Raw genomic sequence first — 25,790 nt, 5'->3', positions numbered from 1 at the left:
TCAGGCGGACGCCCCCAGCGTCCGTTTGACGATGACGTCCAGCTTGGCGAGCATCGCCGGATCGCGGTGGCTGGGCGCGGTCATGATCGCGTTGTCGAGCGCGGTGTGGCAGCCCTGCGCGCAGGCCCCGTCCCGCACGGCGATCTTGGGGGCGAGCGTGGCGACCAGCGACCGCGCCGTGTCGGCGTTGGCGACCACCACCTTGATGACCGCGTCCACGCTGACATGGGCGTGCTCGGTGTGCCAGCAATCGAAATCCGTCACCATGGCGACGGTGGCGTAACAAATCTCCGCCTCGCGGGCCAGTTTGGCTTCCGGCATGTTGGTCATGCCGATGACGTCGCAGCCCCAACTGCGGTACAGCTCGGACTCGGCGATGGTCGAGAATTGCGGGCCTTCCATCACCATGTAGGTTCCGCGCCGCTGGTGCGGGACGCGCAGCTCCTGCAACGCCTCTTCAATCAGGTCGCCCAGCCGGTTGCACACCGGATGGCCCAACCCGACATGGGCCACCAGCCCCGTCCCGAAAAAGCTCTTGTCGCGGGCAAAGGTGCGGTCGATGAACTGGTCGATCACCACGAAGGTTCCGGGCGGCAGATGCTCCTTCAGCGAGCCAACCGCCGACACCGACAGGATTTCCGTGACGCCCAGTTGCTTCAGCGCGTGGATGTTGGCGCGGAAATTCAGCTCCGACGGCGGAATCCGGTGGCCCCGGCCATGGCGTGGCAGAAAGACCAGCTTTTGTCCGTGCAATTCCCCGGTCAGCAGCTCGTCGGACGGGTCGCCGAAGGGCGTTTCGACCTTGACCCAACGGGTGTTTTCCAGCCCGTCGATGTCATAGACCCCGCTGCCGCCGATCACACCCAGAACCGCCGCTTTGTCGTCCGCCATGATCGCCCATCCCCTTGCGTTCGCGAGGGCGGCAGTATTCCGGCGGGGCGCGGCAAAGGCAATGCCCGTCAACGCCCGATCCGCGCCAACAGCGGCGTCAGCAGCAGACCGGCGAGAATCCCCCCGGCGTGCGCGCCCCACCCCACTTCGGCCAGGGGTGAATCGGCGGGCGGCGGAAACAGGACCATGGCGACGTTCAGCGCGGCGAAGACCCCGACCATCCAAAGGACCGGAAGGCGCAGGAAGGGCAAGGCCCACATCCGCGCGCGCGGGCGCACCCACAAGAACGCCCCCATCAGCGCGCAGATCGCTCCGCTGGCCCCGATCAAGGGCGCCATGCGGTCCACCGCCAACCAACCTTCGCTCAAGGCCCCCGCGACGGTTCCGGCCAAGAACAGCGCCAGATAGCGCCCATGCCCCAGCGCGTTTTCCACCGCGTCGCCCAACAGCCACAGCGCCAGCATGTTGCTGACCAGATGCGCCGGGTCGGCGTGGATCAGCGGATGGCCGAACAGCCCGCGCCACAGCGCCAGCGTCGGCAGCGGTCCGGCCAGATCGACCGTTCCGAAGAAATAAGCGGGGACAAAGGCGAAGCGCTCCGGCGGCAGATTCAAAACGAAGGCGGCGACGCAGGTCAGAATCATCACGCGGTTGGCGTAGGCCGGAACCGCCGCCCGCGCCGCCCTGGTCTCCACCGCCATCGCGCCCCTCCCCTGCCCGCGTCGATCCGCCTCAGCCCGTGGAACGTGGCGATGCGCGGAAAATCCACGCGCACGCCCGTCCCTATGCCCCTCGGACGATTGGAGCGGACCCCAACCACTGGCACAGTGTCGATCCAAGCGGTGATTCAATACACCGCGATCATGATCTTTTTGGGAGTGACGCGCATGAATGGACGAGTCGACACCGGCCGCATGCAGGTGGAGCGGCAAGGCCGGGTGATGGTGCTGACCATGACCGACCCGGACAACCGCAACGCGCTGGGTCTGAAAATGATGGCGGCCGGGCGCGACGCGCTGGACGAGGCGGCGCACGACGACGGAATCGGCGTCGTCGTGCTGACCGGCGCGAACGGCGCCTTCAGCTCCGGCGGGCATTTGAGCAACCTGTATCATCACGGCAACCGCTCGCGCTCGGAAAACCGCGACGGCATTGAACGCTTCCACGGCTGGGTCCGCGCCATGCGCGAATGCCCCAAGCCGATCATCGCGGCGGTCGAAGGCCCGGCGGCGGGGGCCGGCTTCTCGCTGGCGCTGGCCTGCGACCTGATCGTCGCGGCGGAGGATTCGCGTTTCCTGACCGCCTACATGAAGGTGGGGTTGACGGCGGACGGCGGCGCCTCGGCCTCTCTGGCCCGCGCCTTGCCGCCGCAATTGTACGCCGAATTGATGCTGACCGGCGGGCCGGTGTCCGCCCCGCGCCTGCACAGCGCCGGAGTCGTCAACCGCGTCACCGCCCCCGGCGGCGCGCTGGACGAGGCCGTGGGTTGGGCGCAAACCATCGCCGAAGGCCCGAGCGGCGCGATGGGCCGGGCGAAAAAGCTGATGGAGCTGGCCTATGGCAGCTTCGCCACCCAACTCGCCCGCGAAAGCGACCTGTTCGTCGAGGCGCTGCACCATGGCGAAGCCAAGGAGGGCATCACCGCCTTCTTTGAAAAACGCCCGCCGGTCTTCCACAAAGGGTAAACCGCAAAGGGGAAAAGGCCATCCCGCCCGCGCGTCGCGCCCATCCTTGGGCCGACGCGCGGGCTTGGGGAGAGGCGGTTATCGGACCAGAACCTTGGCCGCTTCCTTGGTGGTGACGACGGCGTCCGCCGCCTGATGGATCGCCGTCGAAATCTCAGTGATGCTGGCCGAGACTGAGGACACCGCCATCGACGCGCTTTGCATGTTGGCGGACATGCTTTGCGTGACCGCGCTTTGCTCCTCCACCGCCGAGGCCGTCACCGTGACGTGTTCGCGCACCGTGTTGACCGCGTCGCGGATCGCCGCCAAGGCGCCCGCCACCTCCGCCGAGGTCGCCTGAATGCCGCCGATTTCGTTGGAGATCTGTTCGGTCGCCCGCGCCGCCTGATTGGCCAGATTCTTCACCTCCGACGCCACGACGGCAAAACCCTTGCCCGCCTCGCCCGCGCGCGCCGCTTCGATGGTGGCGTTCAGCGCCAGCAAATTGATCTGTCCGGCGATGTTCTGGATCAGCCCGACGATGCCGTTCATCGCCTGGGCGGCGCTGGTCAGCTTTTCCGTGCTGGTCCCGACCGCCACCGTGCGGTCAAAGGCGTTTTCCGTCGCCGACCGCGCCTTGCTCATGCTTTGCGAGATCTCGCCAACCGACGCCGCCAACTCTTCCGCGCTGGCCGCGACCGTCTGCACATTCTGCGAGGTCTCTTCCGCCGCCTTGGATGCCGAGACCGCTTCCTCAGAGGTCCGGGCGATGGCGTCGTCGATTTCGCCGAAATTCTTATCGATCAGCACCTTCAGATTGGCGAGCAACTCCATCTGGGCGGAAATATCGGTCGCGAATTTGACGACCTTGGAAACCTTGCCCTTTTCGTCGAAGATCGGGTTGTAGGCGCCCTCGATCCACACGGTCTTGCCGCCCTTGCCGATGCGCTTGTACTGACCGGCCTGAAACTCGCCCCGCTTCAGATTGTCCCAGAAGGCCGCATAATCACGGCTGTTTTGGTAGGCCGATTCGACGAAGATGCTGTGATGCTTGCCCCGCACCTCCTCCAGACGATAGCCCATCGCCTTCAGGAAATTGTCGTTGGCGCTGACGATCAAGCCGTCGGTGGTGAACTCGATCATCGCCTGAGACCGGCTGATGGCGGCGATTTGCGCGACATAGTCGAGATTCTGCAACCGATCCTTGGCGTTGGTCCATTCGACCACATAGCCCAGCCGCTGCCCGTTCTCAATCAAGGGGGTCACGATCAGGTCAAACCGATGACTGCCGACCTGAATCGACGCCACATGCTGGGTTTTCAGCGCGGCCAACATCCCGCGCTGATGGCTGGGATTCTTATGGAACACGTCGATGTTGCTGCCGACAAGGGTCGCCACGCTGAAACGGGGCAACTCCTTGCGAATGTCATCCTCCGCCTCTTTCAACAAAGCTGAAACAGACGGATTGACGTAGGTGATCGTCAAATCCTTGTCGGCGATCATCACATTGGTTCGCATGGCGTGGAGGGCCACCGTCTTGCGTGAATCGGTGTCGGTTCCCTTCAAAAATCCAAACATAACAGCCCCCTCCTCAGATCGCTCACACCGCCAACAATCGTTGACCAACAATACATACGTAGATAATCTACCTCAATCCTAAAGTTAATTTAAAATGCCGCATTAGGGTTCACCCGAAGATCTTAAACATTGATCGTCTCGATTTTTTCGATCTCCTTAAGTATAATTTTATATCTCACCTTTGGTTCGTTTGCATTAAGGCACAACGAAATCAACGCTCTCTATCGCCAAAGACGTTCCCCTCCCAATTCGGAAGAATTCCCCCCAGAGATAATGTAGGGGGGAATCCCCGTCGCTCAGACCACCCCGTTGCTCTTGAACCACTCCTGCATGCGCCGCCAGCCGTCATAGGCGGCGGACGCGTTGTAGGTCGGGCGGTAGTCGGCGTTGAATCCGTGATCGACGTCCTGATAGACGACGATCTGCGATTTGCTCCGCCGAATCTGCGCCTTCATCGCGTCCACGTCGGCGTTGGGAATGAAGCCGTCCTTGGAGGCGTAGAGGCCGAGAACCGGAACCTTGACCGTTTTGCCGACCGAAATGGCCGAGGTGCCCTTCGGGTTCCAGGGCGGCGCGCCGAGCAGGCCGTACCACGACACCCCCGCCTTGACCGCCGGGTTATGCGCGGCGTAGAGCCAGACCGCCCGACCGCCCCAGCAAAAGCCGGTGACGCCCAAGCGCGCGACGTCGGCCTTGCCCGAGGCGCGGGCGAAGGCGACGGCGGCGTCGAGATCGCCGTTGACCTGCGCGTCCGGCACCTTCGACACCACCTGAGTCATGATGTCCTTGATGCTCTCCAGCTTGGAGACGTCGCCCTGGCGGGCGTACATCTCCGGCGCGATGGCGTAATAGCCAAGCTTGGCCAGACGGCGACAGACATCCTTGATGTGTTCGTGGACGCCGAAGATCTCTTGGATGACCAGCACCGTCGGAAACGGCCCGCCCGTCGCCGGATGGGCGCGATAGGCAGGGATGGCGCCGTCGGCCACCGGGATTTTCACCTCGCCCGCCACCAGCCCTTCGTCGCTGGTGTGGATGGCCTGGGCCAGCGCCGGGGTGACGGCGGCGACCGCGAAACCGGCGGCCAGACTCGTGACCAGGAAATGACGGCGATTCAGGTCGGGCAGCCCCGCCGCGCTGTCGTCGGCGATCATCGCCGGGCGCGTGTCGAATTCGATACGGTCCATAAGACGGCTCCTGTCCCAGATTTTGGTTGGTTGCACCGATGGTGTGACATTGTGCGCGACTATGGAAGCGGCAAGCCCCCGGAATGCGGCGACGTCGCTCAACTCATCATACGATTGCGTGTTGAGCGGGCGCAAATTCGGTTGTAAAACCATTGCGCATGACACAACCGCGCCATCCCCTCTCCGACGCCGAACGGCTCGACTGGCTCCGCCTGATCCGCACCGAGAATGTCGGGCCGATCACCTTTCACCGTCTGCTCGACCAGTTCGGCAGCGCCCGCGCGGCGCTTGAGGCGTTGCCGGAGTTGGCCAAACGCGGCGGGCGGGTCAAACCGCTGCGCGTCGCCAGCAAGGCCGACGTTGAGCGGGAGATCATCGCCAACCGGCGATTCGGCGCGCGGTTGATCGCGTCCTGCGAACCCGATTACCCCGAAGCGCTGGCGGCGGTGGACGACGCGCCGCCGATCATCTCCGTCATCGGTCATCCTCACCTGTTGAGCCGTCGCGCCGTCGCCATGGTTGGCGCGCGCAACGCCTCGCTGAACGGCAAGAAATTCGCCGAAACGCTGGCCCGCGATCTGGGCGCCGCCGGGCTGCTGGTCGCGTCCGGGCTGGCGCGCGGCATCGACACGGCGGCCCATGTCGGCGCGCTGGCGACCGGCACCGCCGCCGTGGTCGCCGGAGGAATTGACGTCGTCTACCCGCCGGAGAATGAAAAGCTCTACCGCGACATCGTGGCGCAGGGCGTGGTGATCGCCGAAAGCCCCATCGGCACCCAGCCGCAGGCCCGCCATTTTCCCCGCCGCAACCGGCTGATTTCCGGCCTGTCGCTGGGGATCGTGGTGATCGAGGCGGCGATGAAGTCCGGTTCGCTCATCACCGCCCGCATGGCGCTGGAGCAGGGGCGCGAGGTGATGGCCGTCCCCGGATCGCCGCTCGACCCGCGTTGCCAGGGAACCAACAACCTGATCCGCCAAGGGGCCGCGCTGGTGGAAAGCGCCGACGACGTGCTGCGCGCGCTGGAAAGCCTGCGGCCGCCCAGCTTGGGCGAACGGCAACGCGACCTGTTCGCCGCCGCCATCCCGCGCGAATCCGACGAGTCCGAGTTGGTTCGCGCCCGCGCCCTTGTTCTGGAAAACCTCAGCCCGACGCCCGTCACCATTGACGAACTCGTTCGCGGGTGCCAATTGTCCGCTCCGGTGGTGCTGACCGTGGTTCTGGAACTTGAGCTTGCCGGCCGAGTCCTGCGGCAACCCGGTCATCAGGTGTCTCTCATCTGATCGGCGCCGTCGATTTTGGGTAGGCACACGCAAAGGGCAGGTCTCTTGCCGGGCAGCAACGTCGTCATCGTCGAATCGCCGGCCAAGGCGAAGACCATCAACAAATATCTGGGCGACGATTACACCGTCATCGCCAGCTTCGGCCATGTCCGCGACCTTCCGGCGCGCGACGGCTCGGTGCGCCCGGATGATGACTTCGCCATGGATTGGGAGTTGGGCGACCGCTCCAAGCGCCACATCGACGAAATCGCCAAGGCGGTGAAATCGGCCACCCGCATCTATCTGGCAACCGATCCGGATCGCGAGGGGGAGGCCATCGCCTGGCATCTGTCCGAACTCCTGCGCGAAAAGCATCTGTCCGACGACCGCGAGGTCCAGCGCGTCACCTTCAACGAGATCACCAAATCCGCCGTGCAGACCGCGATGGCCAACCCGCGCGCCGTGTCGCAGGAGTTGGTGGACGCCTATCTCGCCCGGCGGGCGCTGGATTATCTGGTCGGCTTCACCCTGTCGCCGGTGCTGTGGCGCAAGCTGCCCGGCTCGCGGTCGGCTGGCCGCGTGCAGTCGGTCGCCCTGCGGTTGGTGTGCGAGCGCGAATCCGAAATCGAGATCTTCAAGCCGCAAGAATATTGGTCGATCGCCGTCGGCTTCACCACGCCGGGCGGCGTGGCCTTTTCCGCCTCGTTGACCCAGTTGGACGGGAAGAAGCTCGACAAGTTCGGCCTGCCGACCCGCGCCGCCGCCGAGGCCGCCGTGGCCCGCATCCAGCCGCAGCTCTTCGCCGTGTCGGCGGTGGAGCGCAAGCAGAGCCGCCGCAACCCGTCGCCGCCCTTCACCACCTCGACCTTGCAGCAAGAGGCCTCGCGCAAGCTGGGCTTCGGCGCCACCCGCACCATGCGCACCGCGCAAAAGCTGTATGAGGGCATCGACATCGGCGGGGAAACCGTCGGCCTCATCACCTACATGCGAACCGACGGCGTCAGCCTGTCGCAGGAGGCCATCGAGTCGGCCCGCAGCGTGATCGGCGAGCAGTTTGGCGAGCGCTACGTCCCCGGCCAGCCGCGCGTCTACAAGACCACGGCCAAAAACGCGCAAGAGGCGCACGAGGCGATTCGCCCGACCGACCTCAACCGCCGCCCGGACAGCCTGACCGGCGCGCTGGAATCGGACGAGCTGCGGCTGTACGAGCTGGTCTGGAAGCGCACGCTGGCCAGCCAGATGGAAAGCGCCGTGCTGGATCAGGTCGCCGTGGACATCGCCAGCCCGTCGAAAGACGTCGTGCTGCGCGCCACCGGCTCCGTCGTCGTCTTCGACGGCTTCCTGAAGGTCTATCAGGAAGACCGCGACGACAGCGCCGAGGATGACCAGCAGGAACGCCGCCTGCCCGCCATGGAGCAGAACGACGCGCTGGCCCGTGGCGACATCGCCCCCGAACAGCATTTCACCCAACCGCCGCCGCGCTATTCCGAAGCCAGCCTCGTCAAGAAGCTGGAAGAACTCGGCATCGGCCGCCCCTCCACCTACGCCTCGATCCTTCAGGTGTTGCAGGACCGCGAGTATGTGCGGATCGACAAGCGGCGCTTCTTCCCGGAAGACCGGGGTCGGCTGGTCACGGCCTTCCTGGAGAATTTCTTCCACCGCTACGTCGAATACAACTTCACCGCCAATCTGGAAAACCAGCTCGACGAGATTTCCGACGGCAAGATCAACTGGAAGACCGTGCTGCGGGAGTTCTGGACGCCGTTCGACGTCGCCGTCAACGGCACCAAGGATCTGACCATCACCCAGGTGCTGACCACGCTGGACGAGGAGCTGGGATCCCATTTCTTCCCCGCCCCGACCGAGGGCGGTCACGACCCGCGCGTCTGCCCGGTCTGCCACGAAGGCCGTCTGGGGTTGAAGCTGGGCAAGATGGGAGCCTTCATCGGCTGCGCCCGCTACCCCGAATGCCGCTACACCCGCCCGCTGGCCATCGCCAACGACGAGAGCGGCGCGTTGCCGGAAGGCCCGCGCGAGTTGGGGCCGGATCCCGACAGCGGCCTGCCCGTCACCGTGCGGCGCGGCCCGTTCGGCGCCTACATCCAGCTCGGCCCGGCCCCCGCCCCGGCGGACGCCGCGCCCGCGCCGGTCGCGGTTGAGGAGAAGCCCGCCGACGGCAAAAAGCCCAAGGCCAAGAAAAAGGTCAAGGACGAGGCGCCGAAGCCCAAGCGGGTGTCGCTGCCCAAAGGTATGGCGGCGGGCGACGTCGATCTCGACACCGCGCTGCGCCTGCTGGCGTTGCCGCGCGTCATCGGCCCCCACCCGGAAACCAACGAAGAAATCAGCGCCGGCATCGGGCGTTTCGGCCCCTATTTGAAGCATGGCAGCGTTTACAAGTCGCTGACGCCCGACGACGACGTGTTGATGATCGGCATCAATCGCGCGGTTGATCTGCTGGCGGGCGCGGCGAAAAAGGCCTCGGCCCCGGCGAAGACTCTCGGCGACCACCCCAAGACCGGCAAGCCGATCACCATGGGGTCGGGCCGCTTCGGCCCCTATGTGAAGCATGGCAGCGTCTACGCCTCCATCCCCAAGGCGACCGAGCCGGACAGCGTGACGCTGGAACAGGCGTTGGAGCTGATCGAGGCCAAGGTCGCTAAGGATGCCGCCAAGAAGGGCAAGGCCCCGAAGGAGGCCGAACCGGCGACGACGGACGCGGGCGCGGACGAGACGGCGGCGAAGAAGGCCCCGGCCAAGAAGGCCGCTGCGAAGAAGGCTCCGGCCAAAGCTGCGACGAAGACGGCGACGAAGACGACCAAGGCCAAGGCTCCGGCGGACGCTCCCGCTGAAGCCAAACCGGAAAAAGCTCCGGCGGCGCGCAAGAAGGCGTCGTAAGGGCGTCGGCTCTCAAGCCCCCTCCCTAACCCTCCCCCGCTTGACGCGGGAGAGGGAACAAACGCCGCTTCTCCATAAGGCCCCCTCTCCCGCAACGCGGGGGAGGGCTGGGGAGGGGGCATCCAAGATGCAACCACTCCCCACACCGGCCCCCCCGTGACCGATTCCCGCTTTCCGACCAAGGACGCCGTCCTTGCCCTCATCCGGTCCAGCGCGACGCCGGTCGGCAAGCGTGAGATCGCCCGCGCCTTCAAACTGTCCGGCTCCGACCACCGGGAACAGTTGAAAGACCTGCTGCGCGAATTGGAGGCCGACGGCGCCGTTGAGCGGGGCCGCAACAAGCGCGTCGCCCCGCCGCAATCGCTGCCGGAGGTCGCCGTTCTGGAAATTTCCGGCGTCGATTCCGATGGCGAGGCGCAGGCCCGCCCGCTGACCTGGACCGGCGAGGACGCCCCGCCGCGCATTTTCCTGCTCCCCGAACGCAAGGGCGCGCCGCCGCTGTCCGTGGGCGACCGCCTGTTGGCCAAGCTGGCACGGATCAACGACCGGCTTTACGAGGCCCGAATCATCCGGCGGATCGAAGGGGCCAGCGAATCCCGTGTGCTGGGCGTCTACCGCCCGGCGGCGGATGGCGGGCGGATCACGCCGACCGACCGCCGCAACCGGACCGAATTTTTCGTGCTGCCGTCCAACCGGGGCGACGCCGAGGCCGACGATCTGGTGTTGGCGGACATCCTGCCCGCCGGGCGGCTTGGTCTGCCGCAAGCCCGCGTCGTCGACCGTTTCGGCTCCACCGCCGAACCGCGCGCCATCAGCCTGATCGCCATCCACACCCACGGCCTGCCGACCGTCTTTCCCCATGGCGCCTTGCGCGAGGCCGAATTGGCCTCGGTCCCGTCGCTGGTGGGTCGCGAGGATCTGCGCGCCATCCCCTTCGTCACCATCGACGGGGCCGACGCTCGCGATTTCGACGACGCGGTGTGGGCGGAGGCGGACAGCGACCCGGCCAACCCCGACGGCTGGCGCTTGATCGTCGCCATCGCCGACGTCTCTTACTATGTGCGCCCCGGTTCATCCCTGGACCGCGCCGCCTATGAGCGCGGCAACTCGGTCTATTTCCCCGACCGCGTCGTGCCGATGCTGCCGGAAGCCTTGTCGAACGGGCTGTGCTCCCTGCGCCCGAACGAGGACCGCGCCTGTCTGGCCTTCCAACTGTGGATTGACCGCAACGGCGCGCTGATTCGGCATCGGTTGACGCGCGGACTCATGCGGTCCGCCGCCCGGTTGACCTATGAACAGGTGCAAAATTGCCACGAGGGCCGCGCCGACGACGCGACCGGCCCGCTGGCCGACACGGTCATCGCCCCGCTCTACGGCGCGTACGCCCGGCTGTGGGAGGCGCGCGTACGCCGCCGCACGCTCGACCTTGATTTGCCCGAACGCCGCGTCGTGGTGGACGAGCGCGGGCGGGTCGGCGACATCGCCACGCGGGTGCGGCTGGACAGCCACCGGCTGATCGAAGAGTTCATGATCGCCGCCAACGTCGCGGCGGCGGAGGTTTTGGAAGCCCGCAGCATGCCCGGCCTGTTCCGCGTCCACGACCGGCCGTCGATGGACAAGATGGAGACGCTGCGCGCCTTCCTGACCGGCATCGGCCTGACGCTCCCCAAGGGCGAGGCGTTGAAGCCGGAGCATTTCACCCGGATTTTGCGCCGGGTGGAGGGGACGCCGGACTCCCAACTGGTCAGCGAAGTCATCCTGCGCGCCCAAGCCCAGGCAGCCTACAGCCCGGACAACATTGGCCATTTTGGCTTGGCCCTGCCCCGCTACGCCCATTTCACCTCGCCGATCCGCCGCTACGCCGATCTGATCGTCCATAGGGCGTTGATCCGCGCGCTCAATCTTGGCGTCGGCGGGTTGGACGACGCGGCGATGGAGCGCTTGACCGAAATTGGCGACCATCTGTCCGCCACCGAGCGGCGGGCGGCGACCGCCGAGCGCGACGCCGTGGACCGCTTCACCGCCGCCCATCTGGCCGACCGCGTCGGCGCGCGCTTTGCCGGGCGGGTGTCCGGCGTGACGCGCTTTGGCCTGTTCATCCGCCTGAACGACAGCGGCGCCGACGGCCTTGTCCCCATCAGCGCCCTGCCCGACGACCGTTACGAGCATGACGAAGCGGCGCACGCGTTGGTCGGCCAGCGAACGGGGACGCGCTACCGCCTGAGCGCCCCGGTGATGGTCATCCTGGTGGAGGCCGATCCGCTGACCGGCAGCACGCTGTTCCGGCTGGCCGACTCATCGGCCTGACGCTAGGCGTGGCATCGGCGCAACGGTCGACCGACGGCCAAAGACCGTTGCGTTTCAGGGGGCGCGGCGCCGGATCGTGTTTTCCGCGCAACAGCGGTTGGCAATTCGTAACATTCGTGGGACACCCCCAAATTTGTCCCGCCCACGCCACAATCGGGATGCTAAATGTTGCGCGTCCGGGATCGGGAACCGCCCCATCCGATCCGGTTTTGTGGGAAGGGAGGCTTGGGTTTCCCCCATGGCCAAGAGCGATCGCACGGTTCCGTCTCGCGTTTCGCCGTTTCAGACCCTGACGCGCGCCCTGCGCCGGTCTGCCCGTCTCGCCATTTCCGCCAGCCTCGCCGGTCTCGCGCTCACCGCGCACCCACTCGCCGCCGCGCCCAATCAAGGGGCGACGGTCAGCGAGCAGGTTTTCGCCGTTGGTTTCAACAAGATCGCCGATGTCTACCTGGAAGCGGTCAGTTTCGACCGGCTGGGCGTCGATGGGTTGAAGGGGCTGACCGCCATTGATCCGGCGGTGAAGATCGAGCGGGCGAACACCACCGTACGCCTGTACGTGTCGGGCGCGCTGGCTGCCGAATACGGCGCGCCGAGCGCAGGCGATTCGGCGGGCTGGGCCATCCTGACCACCCGGATCATCGACCGCGCCCGGCTTTACTCCCCCACCCTCGCCCAAGCGACGCCGGAGCGGGTTTATCAGGTCGTGTTCGACGGCGTGACCGCCGATCTTGACGGTTATTCGCGCTACACTGGCGTCCAGCGCGCGACCAGCGAACGGGCGCAGCGCGAAGGTTATGGCGGTATCGGCGTGTCGCTGGACATCTACAGCGGTCGGGTGACGGTGCGCGACATCGTTCCGCGCAGCCCCGCCGACCGCGCGGGCCTGCGCGACGGCGACCAGCTTTTCGCCATCGACAATGCATTGACCGCGCGGATGAGCGAATCCGACATGCGCGACCGGCTGCGCGGCCCGACCGGCACGCAGGTGACGGTGACGGTGGCGCGCGACGGCGGCACGCCGCGCCGCCTGCCGATCCGCCGCGAGCGCGTCGTCCCCAACACCGTCAGCGTCTCCGTCGCCGACCACATTGGCCTGCTGAAGCTGGAGCGTTTCAACGCCACCACCGCGTCCAACCTGCGCGACAGCGTGGCGGCGATGCGCCAAGGCCCCGGCGGTCGGGCTTTGCGCGGTTTGATCCTCGACTTGCGCGGCAACCCCGGCGGGTTGCTCGATCAGGCCGTCGCCGTGGCCGATCTGTTCATCCGGCGTGGCCGCATTATTTCCACCGAGGGCCGCCACCCCGACAGCCGTCAGCGCTTCGACGCCTCCCCCGACGACATCGCCGACGGCCTGCCGATGGTGGTGCTGGTCGATGGCCGTTCCGCTTCCTCCGCCGAAGTGGTGGCGGCGGCATTGCAGGACACCGGACGGGCGGTGGTGGTCGGCGCGTCGTCCTACGGCAAGGGCAGCGTCCAGACCGTCACCCGCCTGCCCAACGACGGTGAACTGTTCCTGACCTGGAGCCGCATCCACACCCCCGCCGGTTACACGCTGCACCGCCAGGGCGTCCAGCCGACCGTTTGCACCAGCCGCCCCGGCCAGAACGACTCGGCGGCGCTGCTGACCGAATTGCGCGATGGGCGCAACCGCCCGTCCCAGATCGCCAACTGGCGAATCAAGGCGGTGGACGACGAGCAGGCGCTGACCCGGCTGCGCGAGTCCTGCCCCTGGAAGGAGCACGAACCGGATTTGGACCTGAAAGTCGCCAAGCGGCTGCTGGGCGAATCGGCTTTGTACCAGCGCGCGGCGGCTCTTGCCGTCGTCAACACCGTGGCGGAGCGTTAGAGTCCGGGACTTGTGCGGCGGTTGCGATTCCTCTTGAATGGCGCTTCCCTTAGCTCTTGACTTCACGGCGTCACACGGTATCTTCCGCCGCTACGACGCCGCCCCCGCCGGGCCGGCGGGCACGGATTTTTTGTCGGGATCGAGATCATGGCCAAGCAGAACACCGTCCTCATCAAGTTGCTGAGCACGGCTGACACCGGGTTTTTCTACGTGAAGAAGAAGAACCCCAAGAAGACCACCGAAAAGCTGTCGTTCCGCAAGTACGACCCGGTGGCGCGCAAGCACGTCGAGTTCAAGGAAGCCAAGATCAAGTAAGGCTTTCCCGCAATTCGGGTACACGAAAGGCCGCCCTTTGGGCGGCCTTTTCGTTTGTGAGGTTGGCTTGCGAGACTGGCCTGTTTGATGCGCGTCGGGTTCGATGGCCACACGCCTCGACCCAAAAGGAAAAACCCCACCGTCACAAGACGGCGGGGTTTTTAATCATCGTTGCAGGCGCGGGCATCGTTGCAAGCGCAGGATCGCGCCGCCGGTCACTCCGGCGTGGCGGCCTCGGCGTCGGCTTCCGGGGTGCCCATCATCGCGTCGGCGACCAGACCGGCGTTGCCGCGAATCTTGGCCTCGATGGCGTCGGCCATCTCCGGGTTGTTGCGCAGGAAGTTCTTGGCGTTCTCACGCCCCTGCCCGATCCGGGTGCCTTCGTAGCTGAACCATGCGCCCGCCTTGTCGACGACGCTGGCCTGGATGCCAAGATCCAGCAATTCGCCAACCTTGGACACGCCTTCGCCATACATGATGTCGAACTCGACCACGCGGAAGGGCGGGGCCATCTTGTTCTTCACCACCTTCACGCGGGTCTGGTTGCCCACCACCGTCTCGCGATCCTTGATCGCGCCGATGCGGCGGATGTCGAGACGAACCGACGCGTAGAATTTCAGCGCGTTGCCGCCGGTCGTGGTTTCCGGGTTCCCGAACATCACGCCGATCTTCAACCGGATCTGGTTGATGAAGATGACCAGACAGTTCGACTTGGAGATCGAGCCGGTCAGCTTGCGCAGCGCCTGGCTCATCAGGCGGGCGTGCAGGCCGACATGGCTGTCGCCCATCTCGCCTTCCAGTTCGGCGCGCGGCACCAGGGCGGCCACCGAGTCGACCACCAGCACGTCGATGGCGCCGGAGCGCACCAGCGTGTCGGCGATTTCCAGCGCCTGCTCGCCCGCGTCGGGCTGCGAGATCAGCAACTCGTCGATGTTCACGCCCAGCTTGCGGGCGTAAGACGGGTCCAACGCGTGTTCGGCGTCAATGAAGGCGCAGGTTCCCCCGACCTTTTGGGCCTGGGCGATGGCGTGCAGCGCCAACGTCGTTTTGCCGGAGCTTTCCGGCCCGTAAATCTCGACGACGCGGCCACGCGGCAAACCGCCGATGCCCAGCGCGATGTCGAGGCCAAGCGAGCCGGTGGACACCACCTCCGCCTCGACCAGATGCTCACGGGCGCCGAGTTTCATGATCGAGCCTTTGCCGAAGGCGCGTTCAATCTGGCTCAGAGCGGCATCAAGCGCCTTTTGCTTGTCCATGGAGTCCTTCTCGACCAAACGAAGCTGTGCGGACGACATGCCCGATCCCCCCTCTTAGACCATACGGTCCGTGCTCTTGCAACGAGGGAGAGTGTACGCTTTTTGTTCCTGTTTGCAAGGCCGCATGTTGCCTTGATGTTCTCATCTGACCTTTGGCCAGGATTCCCGATTCCAGCCACTCACCGCCCCTCGCGGATCACGTCTTTGACCTTGGCGGCGAGTTGCTTCAGCGAGAAGGGCTTGGGCAGAAAATGGGCGATCTTCACCCCGTCGATCTCGCCCAGCCGATCTTCGGCGTAACCAGAAATGAAGATCACCCGCATGTCCGGGCGCAGGTCACGAACATGGCGGGCCAGGGTCGGACCATCCATCTGCGGCATCACCACGTCGGTGATGAGCAGGTCGATGCTGGCGCCGTCGCTTTCGATCTGCTGCAACGCCGCCTCGCCGTTCTTGGCCTCCAACACCTGATAGCCCTTGTTGCGCAAGGCGCGGGCGGAGAAAACCCGCACGGCGTCCTCATCCTCCACCAACAGGATGGTGCCGGTGCCGGTCAGGTCGTACCCCCGCCGTTCGCGCGGCTCCACCACCTCAACGGACCGCGCCTCTCCCCTATGACGGGGCAGCAGAATGGTGAAGGTCGTCCCCTCCCCCAACGCCGAATCGACGAAGACAAAGCCGCCGGTTTGCCGGACGATGCCATACACGGTGGACAGGCCCAGGCCGGTTCCCGATCCGACCTCTTTGGTCGTGTAGAACGGCTCGAAAATGCGTTGGAGATTTTCACGGGCGATGCCACAGCCGGTGTCGATCACCTCCAGACAGACATAGTCGCCCGCCGGGATCGTCTCATGCTCGCGCCGTTCGGGCTGGGCGACGGCGTAATTGGACGTGACCACGGTCAACCGCCCGCCCCCGGCCATGGCGTCGCGGGCGTTGACCACCAGATTGATGATGACCTGCTCCAACTGGTTTTGATCGACCTTGACCAGCCCGAGGTCGCGGCCATGAATCATCTTTAGCTCGATGGTCTCGCCAATCAGGCGGCGCAGCAGATTGGCCAGTTCGGCCAGCACGTCGGTGACGGCGATGACGCGCGGTTGCAAGGTTTGCTGACGCGAGAAGGCCAGAAGCTGCCGCACCAGATTGGCGGCGCGGTTGGCGTTCTGCTTGATCTGCATGATGTCGCTGAAGGACTGATCGCCCGGCTTGTGACGCAGCAGCAGCAGATCGCAAAAGCCGATCATCGCCGTCAGCAAATTGTTGAAATCATGGGCGACGCCGCCCGCCAACTGGCCGATCGCCTGCATTTTCTGCGACTGGGCGAACTGCGCCTCCAGGCTCTTGCGCTCGGTCATGTCGATGAAGTGCAGGATCAACCCCGCCCCACCAAGCCGCCGGGCGTAGAGCTGCGCCGTCAACTCCCGCCCGCCAAGCAGCCGGACCTCCAGCGGAGCCGCCGGATCCTCGCCTCCCAGCACCGCACGCAGGCGGGCGGTCGCCCGCTCCCGCTCCGTCGGGGCGATCATATCGGCCATCGGGCGGCCGATCACCGAACCCGACTCGCTGCCGATCAGCGCCAAAAAGGCGCGGTTGCATTCCGACAAGCGCCCGTCATCGTCCAACAGAGCGATGCCAATCGGCGCGTCTTCAAAAAAGCGCTGGAACCGTTGCTCGGAACGGTGCAGCGCCGCTTGCCATTCATGCTCGGGGGTCAGATCGCGCACCACCGACCGGGTGTGAACCGCGTGGCCATCCTCCGCCACCACAACGCTGTGGGCCACCGACGCCTGAAACGAACGGCCCTGCAACCCAACCATCCGCAACTCGCCGCGTTGCTCAGCTCCGCCATACTCGAACAGGTCGTAGGGCGCGGCGTCGCTTGGCGGAGTCGCCAGAATGTCGCGCAGCCGCTTGGCTCCATCGGTCAGATCGCCGGGGGCGCAGCCCAACCAATCCGCCAAAGTGCTGTTGACGAAGAGAAATTGGCCGTCTTGATCGACCGAGAAAAAGCCGATGGGCGCGTGTTCCATGAAATCGACCAGCTTCGCCTGCTCGCGCCGCATGACCTGTTCCAACTCGCGCCGGGCGGTGATGTCCTCGACCCGCCAATGGATGGCGCCGGGGAAGCCGTTCACCGGCTGGCCTTGAATCCGCCGCCATTCCGGCGGGCGGCCATCCTCGCCCGGAACCGGCAGTTCGACGGCGGCGGTCAACCCGGCGCGCACGCGCTCGGTCAAACGGCGGAACTCCATGGCGCTTTCAGGGTTGCGGGCGAATTGGCGCTCCAACGCGTCGAACGGCGGCTCTTCTCCCCGCCAGCCGGACAGCGACGCAAAGGCGCTGTTGGCAAACACCACCCCGTCGGCGCCGTCGCACAAAAGCTGCCCCGCCGGCAGCCCTTCCAGCGCGCCGCCCAGCAGCACTCCCAACCGCGTGGAGCGTCTGGCGACGATGGCCGCGCGCCCAATCAGCAGCGCGACACCCGCCGCCGCCGCCGCCGCGCCTGCCCATTCGACGCTCGAAAGGTCCAGCGCCATCCCAGCAACCAAGGCGACCAGCCCCGCCGGAGCCAGACCAAAATACAAAATGGCGGTCGCCAACGCGCCCAACGGCCGGATGGCTTGCCATGCGCCCAACGGCGTCGCCTGACCGAAGGTTGCCTTATCCACCACCATGCACCCCGAAACGCTCACACATCAGCCCCTCATCGACCGACCTTTGAGTTTAAACACATAGGTGATGACTTCGGCCACCGCGCGGTAATGCTCCGACGGCACCTCCTCATCGACGTCGCACGCGGCGTAGAGCGCGCGGGCGAGCGGCGGATTTTCGATCACCGGCACCTTGTTGGCTTCGGCGACCTCGCGGATCTTGAAGGCGACCTGATCGACGCCCTTCGCCAGAACCAGCGGCGCGCCCATCTGATTGGGGTCGTATTTCAAGGCGACGGCGAAGTGGGTCGGGTTCGTCACCACCACGTCGGCGCTGGGCACCGCCGCCATCATGCGCTTGCGCGCGCGCTCGAAGCGAATCTGCCGGATGCGGCCCTTGACGTGGGGATCGCCTTCCTGCTGCTTGTGCTCGTCCTTCACCTCTTGTTTGGTCATTTTCATGTTCTTGTCGAACTGCATCTTCTGCCAAAAGAAATCTCCGGCGGCGAGCAGCGTCAGGACCACAAGAACCCCAACCAAAAGCCGATAGGCCAAAGCGTCGATGTGATTGATAAGCGCGGCGATGTCGATGCCGATGTAATTTTCAATGCCCTTGAACATCGGTTGCAAGGCCATGTAGGCGACACCACCGACCACCGCCAGTTTTGCGATGCTCTTCAACAACTCAACGCCCTGGTTCCCCAGCTTGAACATGTTCATCAAGCCGGTGATCGGATTGAGTTTCTCGAATTTCGGCGAAATCAGCTCCCACGAGACGTGAAAGCCGGTTTGTCCGATGGTGGACATGACGCCCGCGATGACGAACAGCAGAATCGGCAGCCACAAGGCCCAGATCGAATCCATCATCACCCGGAACAGCAGCGCCCCGGCGCCCGCCCGGTCCATGGTGAACTGGTCCAAATTCTCAAAATAATAATTCAGCCGCAGGATCATGCCCTTCGCCGTTCCTGGCAGGACGGACGTCAGAACAATCAGCATGGCCGCGACCATCAACCAATTCGCGACCTCCTTCGTCATCGCGTAATTGCCCTGCTTGTGGGCTTCGTCGAGCTTTTTTTGCGTAGGATCTTCTGTTTTGGAGGACTCGTCCGCGTCTTCCGACACAGGATTCTCCTATGGTTGTGAAGGGACGATCAGAACGGCTTCAGGAAATCAACGAAGGTCGCCTCAAAACGGCTGAGCCAGAACATCATCATCGCCGCCAGCGTCAACGCAAACATAAACAGACCCAACAGCACCTGGATCGAGGTGAAAAGCTGAAACACCTGGACCTGCGGCGCCAGCTTGTTCAGCAGGCCGAGCGCCAAGGCGAACAGCAGCCCGGTGATGAGAAAGGGCGCGGCCATCTGCACGCCCAGCAGAAAGGTTTTGGAGACCAGTTGCCCGATCACATTCGCCATGTCGTCGATGGGAATCGGCGCTCCCGGCACAAAGGTCGCGTAGCTGTCCACCACCGCCATAATCAACAGATGATGCATGTCGGTGATGAACAGCAGCAGCAGCCCCAGCCAACCCAGCAGCGCGCCGGGCAGTGATCCGGAGGTCGCCATCGCCGGATTGAAGATTTGGGCGTTGGACAGGCCGGTTTCCAAGGCGATGATGGTTCCCGCCACCTCCAACGTTCCCATCAGCAGCCGCCCGACCGACCCAAGGAAGATCCCCACCGCCATTTCTCCGACGATCAGAACCGTCAGTTGGAAAGGGTTGCCGGGAATCGGCGGCAGTTGCGGGCGCAGAACCGGCGCGACCACCACGCTGACCGCCAGCGCCAGCAGCAGGCGGGTGCGCGCCGAAACAAAGGCGTCGCCGACCGTCGGCATCACGCTGAACGCGGCGCCGACGCGGACGAACACGATCATCCAAACAAAGATCTGCTCGCTGAGCAGGGTTTGCAGAACATTCATCCGCCGGACGGCGCCGGGCTGGGGGTCACGCCGGTGCCGGGCGTGAAGGGCGCGCCGCCATTCTGCGACGCCCCCACGCCGATGGCGACGATGCGGTCGGCGACCTCACGCTGGAAGAATTCGGTCAATTCACCCAGCATGAAAGGCATCAGCAGGATCGACAGGCCGAAGACGATCATCACCTTGGGCACCATGGCCAGGGTCTGCTCGCTGATCTGGGTGACGGCCTGGAACACCGAAATCACCGTGCCGACCACCATCATGACGATGAGAATCGGCGCGCACAGGATCACCAGAGTGATGATCGAGGTGCGACAGATCTCAATGACTTCGGTTTCGTTCATGGCGACACGGAATAGGCGCGGGCTGAGGTTGCGATGGCGCCGCCCTCACATCGGCATGCGCAGAATTTCCTGATACGCGCTCAACACCTTGTCGCGCACCGCCGTGACGGTTTGCAAGGTGACTTCGGCGTTGGTCACGGCCTGCACGACGTCGTTCAAATCGGCTTTCCCGACGGCCGCCATCGCCGACATGTTTTCGCTTTTGCGCATGGTGCCGATGGTCTGCTTGGCCGCCTCCTCCAGCGCGTCGCCAAAGGAAGGCCCTTCCGCCGCCCCAACGCCAGGGCTGACCGCGCGGGCGGCGGTGTTGGCGTAGGCCGCAGCGGCGTTGATGGGGTTGATCATGGCGAAGCTTCCGTGGTTCCAGATGTTTCAAGAGGCGGCGAGCGCGGCGCGACCGCGCTCAACCACGCAGAATGTCGATGGTCCGGGTCAGCATCTGGCGCGCGGTGTCGATGGCCGACAGATTCGCTTCGTAGCTGCGTTGGGCCTCCCGCATGTCCATCGCCTCGATCATTGAATTGACGTTGGGCAGCAGAACATAGCCATCGGCGTCCGCCGACGGGTGCGAGGGGTCGTAGCGGCGTTGAAAGTTGCCCTTGTCCACGTCGATCTTGCCGACCTTGACCTTGTCCACGTCCATCTGACGGTCCAGCACATTCTGGAAGGTCACGACCTTGCGCCGGTACGGCAAATCGCCCGGCGTTTCCGCCGTGGTGTTGGCGTTGGCCAGATTTTCAGAAATAACTTTCAGGCGCGTGCCTTGCGCCTTCATGCCCGACGCGGAGACCGCCATCGACTTGTAGAGATCCATAATGCCGCCTCCCTACCCTATGCCGCGCCAACCACCGCAACAAAAATCCATCAGCCGCCGGAACGGATCGCCGACTTTATCATCGTCACCTGCTTTTTATACAGGTTGGTGATCGTCTGGTAATCCATCGAGTTTTCGCTCATCCGCATCATCTGGTCTTCCAGGACCACATTGTTGCCGTTGGGCGCCGTTTCGTAGGGATCGCGAATCCGCTGCTCTTTCGCCGTGCCGCCCGACCCGACGGTTCCCGACAGATGCGAGGCGTTCGTCGCGGTCGGCCCCAGCCGTCGATTGTCGCTCAACGCGTCGCGAAAGGTGAAAGGTTTCAGATCCTTGCCTTTGTATTCAGGCGAATCGGCGTTGGCGATGTTCTGCGAGATGACTTCCTGACGCTGGGTCAGCCAGTCCATCTTGCGCGACATCAGCTTGAAAAGGCCGATATTTCCCAGATCCATGGCCCGCGTTCCGCTTGCTGCGCGCCCGATCCGAACCGCTGTGGACGGATGTTGGGCGACAAGGATGATGGTCGTCCTTTTGCGTTAATGAAAGATGAATCAGGCCCGACCGATCCCCCGGACGAGCCGCCCAAACCAGAGTTTCGCCGGGGGCCGCGACGGCTCTCCCCCGAACGCCCTTGGAACAAGCTTTACACTTCGTTAAGCCTGCCGGTCCAGGATGCCGACCAGCAAGCCATCGCCCCAGGCCACCCGATCCGGCAGGAAAACGCTTGTCCACGCCCCCTCGCCATCAGAACCCGACTCGCTCCGCCCCCCGGCCCGCCGCGCGCCGCCCGGTGGCCGTGGCGTTGAAGTACGAGTTTGGCGCCCAGTCGTTGCCCCGCATCGTCGCCACGGGCAAAGGAACGGTGGCCGAACAGATTCTGGAGCTGGCCTTCGCCAACGGCGTGAAGGTGCGCGAGGACGCCGACCTTGTCGAAATCCTCTCGGCCATCGAGGTGGACAGCGACATTCCGGTCGAGGCCATCGCGGCGGTGGCGGAAATCCTTGCATATGTTTACCGTGCCAACGGCACCATTCCGGCGGATCCAAGCTCTGACGCCAACGCCGGATTGGACGCAGGACCGGACGACGCCCCTTCCATCAACAGCAACGGCCCATGGTGATGACCGGCGCCCCGCCCCCCGCCGACGACAGCGGCCCTCACCAGGGCATCGCTCAGGACATCGCCCGCGTGACCAGCGCCGTCGCCGAGGCGCAGCGGCAGGCCGAAACCGGCGTGCCCATTGATCTGTCCGGCCTGGAAGAGCGGGTGTCCGCGCTCTGCGCCGCCGCCATGTCCCGGCCAATGGCGGAGATCCGGCCCCATCTCGGCCGGCTGGGCGATCTGGTCGCCGCGCTCGATCCGCTGGCCGCGACGCTGACGGCGCAGCACATCCTACGCCGGGACATGATCGCCGACGCGCTGGACGGGCGCGGCGACCCGCACAGCGCCCGTCATCGCGCCGCCGCCGCCTATGGCCGGGGACCGACGCCCCAACCGCCCGAACCCTCCGTTCCGTCCGCCCACCCACCCACGCCCGACGAGCCGACCTGACCCATGGATCTCGATCAATACATCCGCTTCGTCATGGCCCTTCTGTTCGTCATCGCGCTGATCGTCGCGGTGGCGTGGCTGATGCGTCGAATCGGGCTGGGCGGCGTGGCCACCGGCGCCGTGCGCCACCGGCGCCTCAGCGTGGTCGAGGTCATGGCCCTGGACGCCAAGCGGCGCCTGGTTCTGGTCCGCAAGGATGACCGTGAGCATTTGATCCTGTTGAGCAACGCCGGGGATCAGGTGGTCGAAAGCACCCCGGCCCAGGATTTCCACGCCGCCCTGCACGCCCACCACGGCGCCGACCACCCCGCTGGGGAGCATGGGGCCGGAGACCATGGCGCCGGAGAGCATGGCGCGACGACGCGCCCGGATGGCGACCACAAGGACGACCATAAGGGAACCTCAGCGCCATGATCCCGGGCCGCCCCCTCTCAGCCCCCTCCCTCTCGGCTTGGCGTCTGTCCGGCGCGCTGGCTTTGGCCTTGTGCGTTGGCGTCGCCGTCGCCCTGTTCGCCGGGCCGACGCTGGCGCAGAGCATGACCTTTGATCTGGGCGACGCGGGCGGCACCGCGACGGGCCGCATCGTTCAGATGATCGCGCTGGTGACGGTCCTGTCGCTGGCCCCCTCGATCCTCATCATGATGACCGCCTTCACCCGCATCGTCATCGTGCTGTCCTTCCTGCGCTCGGCTTTGGGCGTGCAGCAGGTGCCGCCGACCACGGTGATGATGTCGTTGGCGATGTTCCTGACCTTCTTCGTCATGGCCCCGGTGTTCGAGCGTTGCTACACCCAGGGCATCCAGCCCTTGATGAATCAAGAAATCGACGAGGTCGAGGCGTTCAAGCGCACCGCCGCGCCCTTGCGCGATTTCATGCTGCACCACACTGGCGAAAAGGATTTGCGGCTGTTCCTGGACATGGCCCGCCTTCAGAACGTCGAACAGGCATCGGACACACCGCTGCATGTTCTGGTTCCCGCCTTCATGATTTCCGAGATCAAGCGCGGCTTCGAGATTGGCTTTCTGCTGTTCCTGCCCTTTCTCATCATCGACATGGTGGTGTCGTCCATTTTGATGTCGATGGGCATGATGATGCTGCCGCCAACCATGGTAGCGATTCCGTTCAAGATCATCTTCTTCGTGCTGGTTGACGGCTGGTATCTGATCGCCGGGTCGCTGGCCCGCAGTTTCGGCACCTTGTAGACGGTTCCCTTGCGCACTTCGTCGCAGCGCCCGCCGCCGCCCCGCCGTCGCCCAAGGCGGCGCTGGCGTCGCGCTGCGGAAACGCGTATGACGGGTGGCATGGTCGCTGAAACGCCCGGAAAAATCCGTGGCGCCGCTCCCTTGGTTGAGGCTTCGTCGTCCCACTCACGGACCACATTCCACGCATGTCAGACACAATTTTGAAAACCGCGCAGCCCGACACGGGCAAGCTTGCGGGGCTTACGCTCGGCGCGCTCGGCGTCGTGTATGGCGACATCGGCACCAGCCCGCTCTACACCCTGCGCGAATGCTTTGGCGGCGAGCATGGGCTGGAGCTGAACCCGGCCAACATCATGGGCATCATGTCCCTGGTGTTCTGGGCGCTGGTCATTGTCGTCACGGTCAAATACGTGCTGTTCGTGATGCGGGCGGACAACAAGGGCGAGGGCGGCATCCTGTCCCTTCTGGCCCTGGCCACCCACACCCGACCAACCTCCTCGGGAAAGCTGACGCTGCTGACCGCGCTTGGCCTGTGCGGGGCGGCGCTGTTCTACGGCGACGGCATGATTACCCCGGCCATGTCCGTGCTGTCGGCGGTGGAAGGGTTGGAGGTTGCTGAACCGGCGCTGGAATCCGTGGTCGTGCCGGTGACGGTGGCGATCCTGATCGCGCTGTTCGGCATCCAGAGCCATGGCACCTCGCGCGTCGGCGCCCTGTTCGGCCCGATCATGATCGCCTGGTTTCTGACCATTGGCGGGCTGGGTCTGATTCAGGTGGTTCAGCAACCCAGCGTGCTGGCCGCATTCGATCCCCGCTACGCCTATGCGTTCTTTCACGCCAACGGCTGGGTCGGCTTTCTGGTGCTGGGCGCGGTCGTGCTGGCTGTGACCGGCGGCGAGGCGCTGTACGCCGACATGGGGCATTTCGGACGTTTCCCCATCCAATTGGCGTGGCTGGGCGTGGTGTTGCCTGCCCTGCTGCTGAATTATCTGGGGCAATGCGCGCTGTTGCTGAGCGATCCGTCCGCCGTGCGCAGCCCCTTCTATCTGCTGGCCCCCGACTGGGGTCTGTACCCGCTGATCGCCCTGTCCACCATGGCCACGGTGATCGCCAGCCAAGCCGTGATTTCGGGCGTCTTTTCGCTAACCCGGCAGGCAGTGCAGCTTGGCCTGTGCCCGCGCTTGCACATCCGCCACACCTCCAACGAGGAAGAAGGGCAGATCTACATCCCCCGCGCCAATTGGGGGCTGCTGATCGCCATCATCGGTCTGGTCGTGATCTTCCAGTCGTCGAGCCGTCTGGCGGCGGCATACGGCATCGCCGTGACCGGCGACATGATTATCACCACCATATTGGCGCTGGTCGTGGCGCACCGTCGCTGGAACTGGAGCGTTCCGCTTTGCCTCACTTTGGGGGCCGGTTTCCTGGCGGTGGATCTGTCCTTCTTCGCCGCCAACGCGGTCAAGATCCCCCATGGCGGTTGGGTGCCGCTGGTCATCGCCGCCATCACGGTGGGCTTGATGGCGACGTGGCGGCGCGGTCGCGCCGTGCTGAGCATCCGTCTGGCTGAGGAATCCTTGCCGCTCGACGCCTTCATTCGGCGTCAGGCCAAATCCGCCGACATCCACCGGGTCAAGGGAACGGCGGTCTTCATGACGTCCAGTTCCAACACGGTGCCAATCGCTCTGTTGCACAATCTGAAGCACAATCAGGTGCTGCACGAGCGGGTGGTCTTCGTCACCGTGCTGGTTGACGACGTGCCGCGCGTGCCCGCCAAGGACCGCGTGCTGGTGGAAGGCTTGGCGGAGGGCTTCTACCGCATCACCGTGCGTTACGGCTTCTCACAGGAACCGAACATTCCCAAGGCGCTGCGGCTGTGCAAGGCGTTCGGGCTGGAGTTCGACGTGATGGCGACCTCCTTCTTCTTGGGCCGTGAGACGCTGATTCCGCAGATGAATTCGCAGATGGCGCTGTGGCGCGAGAAGCTGTTCGTCGTCATGGCCCGCACCTCGGTCAGCGCCACCGACTTCTTCAAGCTGCCGCCGAACCGGGTGGTGGAACTGGGAACACAGGTTCAGTTGTAACGGAAGCGCAGGCTC

23 protein-coding genes are annotated in these 25,790 nt (G+C 65.0%); 11 read left to right on the top strand and 12 right to left on the bottom strand.

Features of this window, described 5'->3' with window-relative positions:
* Both D3877_RS19480 and D3877_RS19475 read right to left on the bottom strand, forming a co-directional pair.
* The gene (locus D3877_RS19480; RefSeq protein ID WP_119832316.1) at nt 1–891 is read right to left on the bottom strand and encodes an S-methyl-5'-thioadenosine phosphorylase; all 891 of its coding nucleotides are present in this window, start codon (nt 889–891) and stop codon (nt 1–3) included.
* 68 nt (nt 892–959) lie between these two features.
* Nucleotides 960–1,592, bottom strand: coding sequence for a rhomboid family intramembrane serine protease (locus D3877_RS19475; RefSeq protein WP_119832315.1), 633 nt, complete (start codon nt 1,590–1,592; stop codon nt 960–962).
* A 186-nt stretch (nt 1,593–1,778) separates the two neighbouring features.
* On the opposite strand from D3877_RS19475, the gene D3877_RS19470 reads away from it, so the two are divergent.
* Nucleotides 1,779–2,576 (top strand): oxepin-CoA hydrolase, alternative type, encoded by a 798-nt coding sequence (locus tag D3877_RS19470; RefSeq protein ID WP_119832561.1) that lies wholly within the window; start codon nt 1,779–1,781, stop codon nt 2,574–2,576.
* A 78-nt stretch (nt 2,577–2,654) separates the two neighbouring features.
* On the opposite strand, the gene D3877_RS19465 is transcribed toward D3877_RS19470, so the two are convergent.
* Together D3877_RS19465 and D3877_RS19460 are read right to left on the bottom strand one after the other, a co-directional pair.
* Entirely contained in the window at nt 2,655–4,133 is a 1,479-nt protein-coding gene (locus tag D3877_RS19465) for a methyl-accepting chemotaxis protein (RefSeq protein WP_119832314.1), read from the bottom strand.
* A 296-nt stretch (nt 4,134–4,429) separates the two neighbouring features.
* Entirely contained in the window at nt 4,430–5,320 is an 891-nt protein-coding gene (locus D3877_RS19460) for a dienelactone hydrolase family protein (RefSeq protein ID WP_238474970.1), read from the bottom strand.
* 158 nt (nt 5,321–5,478) lie between these two features.
* Between D3877_RS19460 and dprA the strand changes: the two genes are divergently transcribed.
* From dprA to rpmG, 5 genes are all read left to right on the top strand, one after another.
* Nucleotides 5,479–6,600, top strand: a complete 1,122-nt coding sequence (dprA, locus tag D3877_RS19455) for a DNA-processing protein DprA (protein ID WP_119832313.1) — start codon at nt 5,479–5,481, stop codon at nt 6,598–6,600.
* 45 nt (nt 6,601–6,645) lie between these two features.
* A complete protein-coding gene (topA, locus tag D3877_RS19450; protein ID WP_119832312.1) occupies nt 6,646–9,474 on the top strand; it encodes a type I DNA topoisomerase in 2,829 nt (942 codons plus the stop codon).
* 156 nt (nt 9,475–9,630) lie between these two features.
* Nucleotides 9,631–11,781 carry a ribonuclease R gene (gene rnr, locus D3877_RS19445; RefSeq protein ID WP_119832311.1) on the top strand — a complete coding sequence of 717 codons (2,151 nt, stop codon included), beginning with the start codon at nt 9,631–9,633 and terminating at the stop codon, nt 11,779–11,781.
* A 238-nt stretch (nt 11,782–12,019) separates the two neighbouring features.
* Complete coding sequence (locus tag D3877_RS19440) at nt 12,020–13,627, top strand: S41 family peptidase (protein ID WP_119832310.1); 1,608 nt, start codon at nt 12,020–12,022, stop codon at nt 13,625–13,627.
* Nucleotides 13,628–13,774: 147 nt separating this feature from the next.
* Nucleotides 13,775–13,942: a 50S ribosomal protein L33 gene (gene rpmG / locus D3877_RS19435; protein ID WP_085556071.1), complete on the top strand. Its 168-nt coding sequence runs from the start codon at nt 13,775–13,777 to the stop codon at nt 13,940–13,942.
* Between the two features lie 215 nt (nt 13,943–14,157).
* Here rpmG and recA read toward each other — a convergent pair whose 3' ends face one another.
* The 8 genes from recA to flgB form a co-directional block, all read right to left on the bottom strand.
* Nucleotides 14,158–15,237, bottom strand: coding sequence for a recombinase RecA (gene recA / locus D3877_RS19430; RefSeq protein ID WP_119832309.1), 1,080 nt, complete (start codon nt 15,235–15,237; stop codon nt 14,158–14,160).
* Nucleotides 15,238–15,377: 140 nt separating this feature from the next.
* Nucleotides 15,378–17,870: a hybrid sensor histidine kinase/response regulator gene (locus D3877_RS19425; protein ID WP_338014624.1), complete on the bottom strand. Its 2,493-nt coding sequence runs from the start codon at nt 17,868–17,870 to the stop codon at nt 15,378–15,380.
* A gap of 27 nt (nt 17,871–17,897) precedes the next feature.
* Nucleotides 17,898–18,977 carry a flagellar biosynthesis protein FlhB gene (gene flhB, locus D3877_RS19420; protein ID WP_119832307.1) on the bottom strand — a complete coding sequence of 360 codons (1,080 nt, stop codon included), beginning with the start codon at nt 18,975–18,977 and terminating at the stop codon, nt 17,898–17,900.
* 29 nt (nt 18,978–19,006) lie between these two features.
* Entirely contained in the window at nt 19,007–19,777 is a 771-nt protein-coding gene (gene fliR, locus D3877_RS19415) for a flagellar biosynthetic protein FliR (protein WP_119832306.1), read from the bottom strand.
* Nucleotides 19,774–20,121: a flagellar biosynthetic protein FliQ gene (locus D3877_RS19410; RefSeq protein WP_119832305.1), complete on the bottom strand. Its 348-nt coding sequence runs from the start codon at nt 20,119–20,121 to the stop codon at nt 19,774–19,776. Before D3877_RS19410 ends, fliR begins: the two co-directional genes overlap by 4 nt.
* Before the next feature lie 45 nt (nt 20,122–20,166).
* Nucleotides 20,167–20,466, bottom strand: a complete 300-nt coding sequence (fliE, locus tag D3877_RS19405) for a flagellar hook-basal body complex protein FliE (RefSeq protein ID WP_119832304.1) — start codon at nt 20,464–20,466, stop codon at nt 20,167–20,169.
* A gap of 58 nt (nt 20,467–20,524) precedes the next feature.
* A complete protein-coding gene (flgC, locus tag D3877_RS19400) occupies nt 20,525–20,935 on the bottom strand; it encodes a flagellar basal body rod protein FlgC (protein ID WP_119832303.1) in 411 nt (136 codons plus the stop codon).
* Between the two features lie 50 nt (nt 20,936–20,985).
* Nucleotides 20,986–21,390: a flagellar basal body rod protein FlgB gene (flgB, locus tag D3877_RS19395; protein ID WP_119832302.1), complete on the bottom strand. Its 405-nt coding sequence runs from the start codon at nt 21,388–21,390 to the stop codon at nt 20,986–20,988.
* Nucleotides 21,391–21,662: 272 nt separating this feature from the next.
* Between flgB and D3877_RS19390 the strand changes: the two genes are divergently transcribed.
* The 5 genes from D3877_RS19390 to D3877_RS19370 all read left to right on the top strand — a co-directional run bounded on the left by D3877_RS19390 (nt 21,663) and on the right by D3877_RS19370 (nt 25,775).
* On the top strand, nt 21,663–22,058 hold the full coding sequence (locus tag D3877_RS19390; RefSeq protein WP_338014623.1) for an EscU/YscU/HrcU family type III secretion system export apparatus switch protein: 396 nt from the start codon (nt 21,663–21,665) through the stop codon (nt 22,056–22,058).
* The gene (locus D3877_RS19385) at nt 22,058–22,489 is read left to right on the top strand and encodes a hypothetical protein (RefSeq protein ID WP_211100293.1); all 432 of its coding nucleotides are present in this window, start codon (nt 22,058–22,060) and stop codon (nt 22,487–22,489) included. Before D3877_RS19390 ends, D3877_RS19385 begins: the two co-directional genes overlap by 1 nt.
* Before the next feature lie 3 nt (nt 22,490–22,492).
* Nucleotides 22,493–22,903, top strand: a complete 411-nt coding sequence (locus tag D3877_RS19380) for a FliO/MopB family protein (protein WP_119832299.1) — start codon at nt 22,493–22,495, stop codon at nt 22,901–22,903.
* Nucleotides 22,900–23,691 (top strand): flagellar type III secretion system pore protein FliP, encoded by a 792-nt coding sequence (gene fliP, locus D3877_RS19375; RefSeq protein WP_119832298.1) that lies wholly within the window; start codon nt 22,900–22,902, stop codon nt 23,689–23,691. Before D3877_RS19380 ends, fliP begins: the two co-directional genes overlap by 4 nt.
* Before the next feature lie 185 nt (nt 23,692–23,876).
* The gene (locus tag D3877_RS19370; protein WP_119832297.1) at nt 23,877–25,775 is read left to right on the top strand and encodes a potassium transporter Kup; all 1,899 of its coding nucleotides are present in this window, start codon (nt 23,877–23,879) and stop codon (nt 25,773–25,775) included.
* Nucleotides 25,776–25,790: the final 15 nt, after the last annotated feature.

This window comes from Azospirillum cavernae, from assembly GCF_003590795.1.
GTDB classification, from domain to species: Bacteria; Pseudomonadota; Alphaproteobacteria; order Azospirillales; family Azospirillaceae; genus Azospirillum; species Azospirillum cavernae.
Note: the sequence above shows the minus strand (reverse complement) of the source record. Positions and strands in the feature narration are given on the sequence as shown.

Bases quoted from the DNA above. Each gene is read 5' to 3' on its own strand.
- D3877_RS19480 (WP_119832316.1), bottom strand. From the start codon at position 891: ATGGCGGACGACAAAGCGGCGGTTCTGGGTGTGATCGGCGGCAGCGGG.
- D3877_RS19475 (WP_119832315.1), bottom strand. From the start codon at position 1,592: ATGGCGGTGGAGACCAGGGCGGCGCGGGCGGCGGTTCCGGCCTACGCC.
- D3877_RS19470 (WP_119832561.1), top strand. From the start codon at position 1,779: ATGAATGGACGAGTCGACACCGGCCGCATGCAGGTGGAGCGGCAAGGC.
- D3877_RS19465 (WP_119832314.1), bottom strand. From the start codon at position 4,133: ATGTTTGGATTTTTGAAGGGAACCGACACCGATTCACGCAAGACGGTG.
- D3877_RS19460 (WP_238474970.1), bottom strand. From the start codon at position 5,320: ATGGACCGTATCGAATTCGACACGCGCCCGGCGATGATCGCCGACGAC.
- dprA (WP_119832313.1), top strand. From the start codon at position 5,479: ATGACACAACCGCGCCATCCCCTCTCCGACGCCGAACGGCTCGACTGG.
- D3877_RS19440 (WP_119832310.1), top strand. From the start codon at position 12,020: ATGGCCAAGAGCGATCGCACGGTTCCGTCTCGCGTTTCGCCGTTTCAG.
- rpmG (WP_085556071.1), top strand. From the start codon at position 13,775: ATGGCCAAGCAGAACACCGTCCTCATCAAGTTGCTGAGCACGGCTGAC.
- recA (WP_119832309.1), bottom strand. From the start codon at position 15,237: ATGTCGTCCGCACAGCTTCGTTTGGTCGAGAAGGACTCCATGGACAAG.
- fliR (WP_119832306.1), bottom strand. From the start codon at position 19,777: ATGAATGTTCTGCAAACCCTGCTCAGCGAGCAGATCTTTGTTTGGATG.
- D3877_RS19410 (WP_119832305.1), bottom strand. From the start codon at position 20,121: ATGAACGAAACCGAAGTCATTGAGATCTGTCGCACCTCGATCATCACT.
- fliE (WP_119832304.1), bottom strand. From the start codon at position 20,466: ATGATCAACCCCATCAACGCCGCTGCGGCCTACGCCAACACCGCCGCC.
- flgC (WP_119832303.1), bottom strand. From the start codon at position 20,935: ATGGATCTCTACAAGTCGATGGCGGTCTCCGCGTCGGGCATGAAGGCG.
- flgB (WP_119832302.1), bottom strand. From the start codon at position 21,390: ATGGATCTGGGAAATATCGGCCTTTTCAAGCTGATGTCGCGCAAGATG.
- D3877_RS19385 (WP_211100293.1), top strand. From the start codon at position 22,058: ATGACCGGCGCCCCGCCCCCCGCCGACGACAGCGGCCCTCACCAGGGC.
- D3877_RS19380 (WP_119832299.1), top strand. From the start codon at position 22,493: ATGGATCTCGATCAATACATCCGCTTCGTCATGGCCCTTCTGTTCGTC.
- fliP (WP_119832298.1), top strand. From the start codon at position 22,900: ATGATCCCGGGCCGCCCCCTCTCAGCCCCCTCCCTCTCGGCTTGGCGT.
- D3877_RS19370 (WP_119832297.1), top strand. From the start codon at position 23,877: ATGTCAGACACAATTTTGAAAACCGCGCAGCCCGACACGGGCAAGCTT.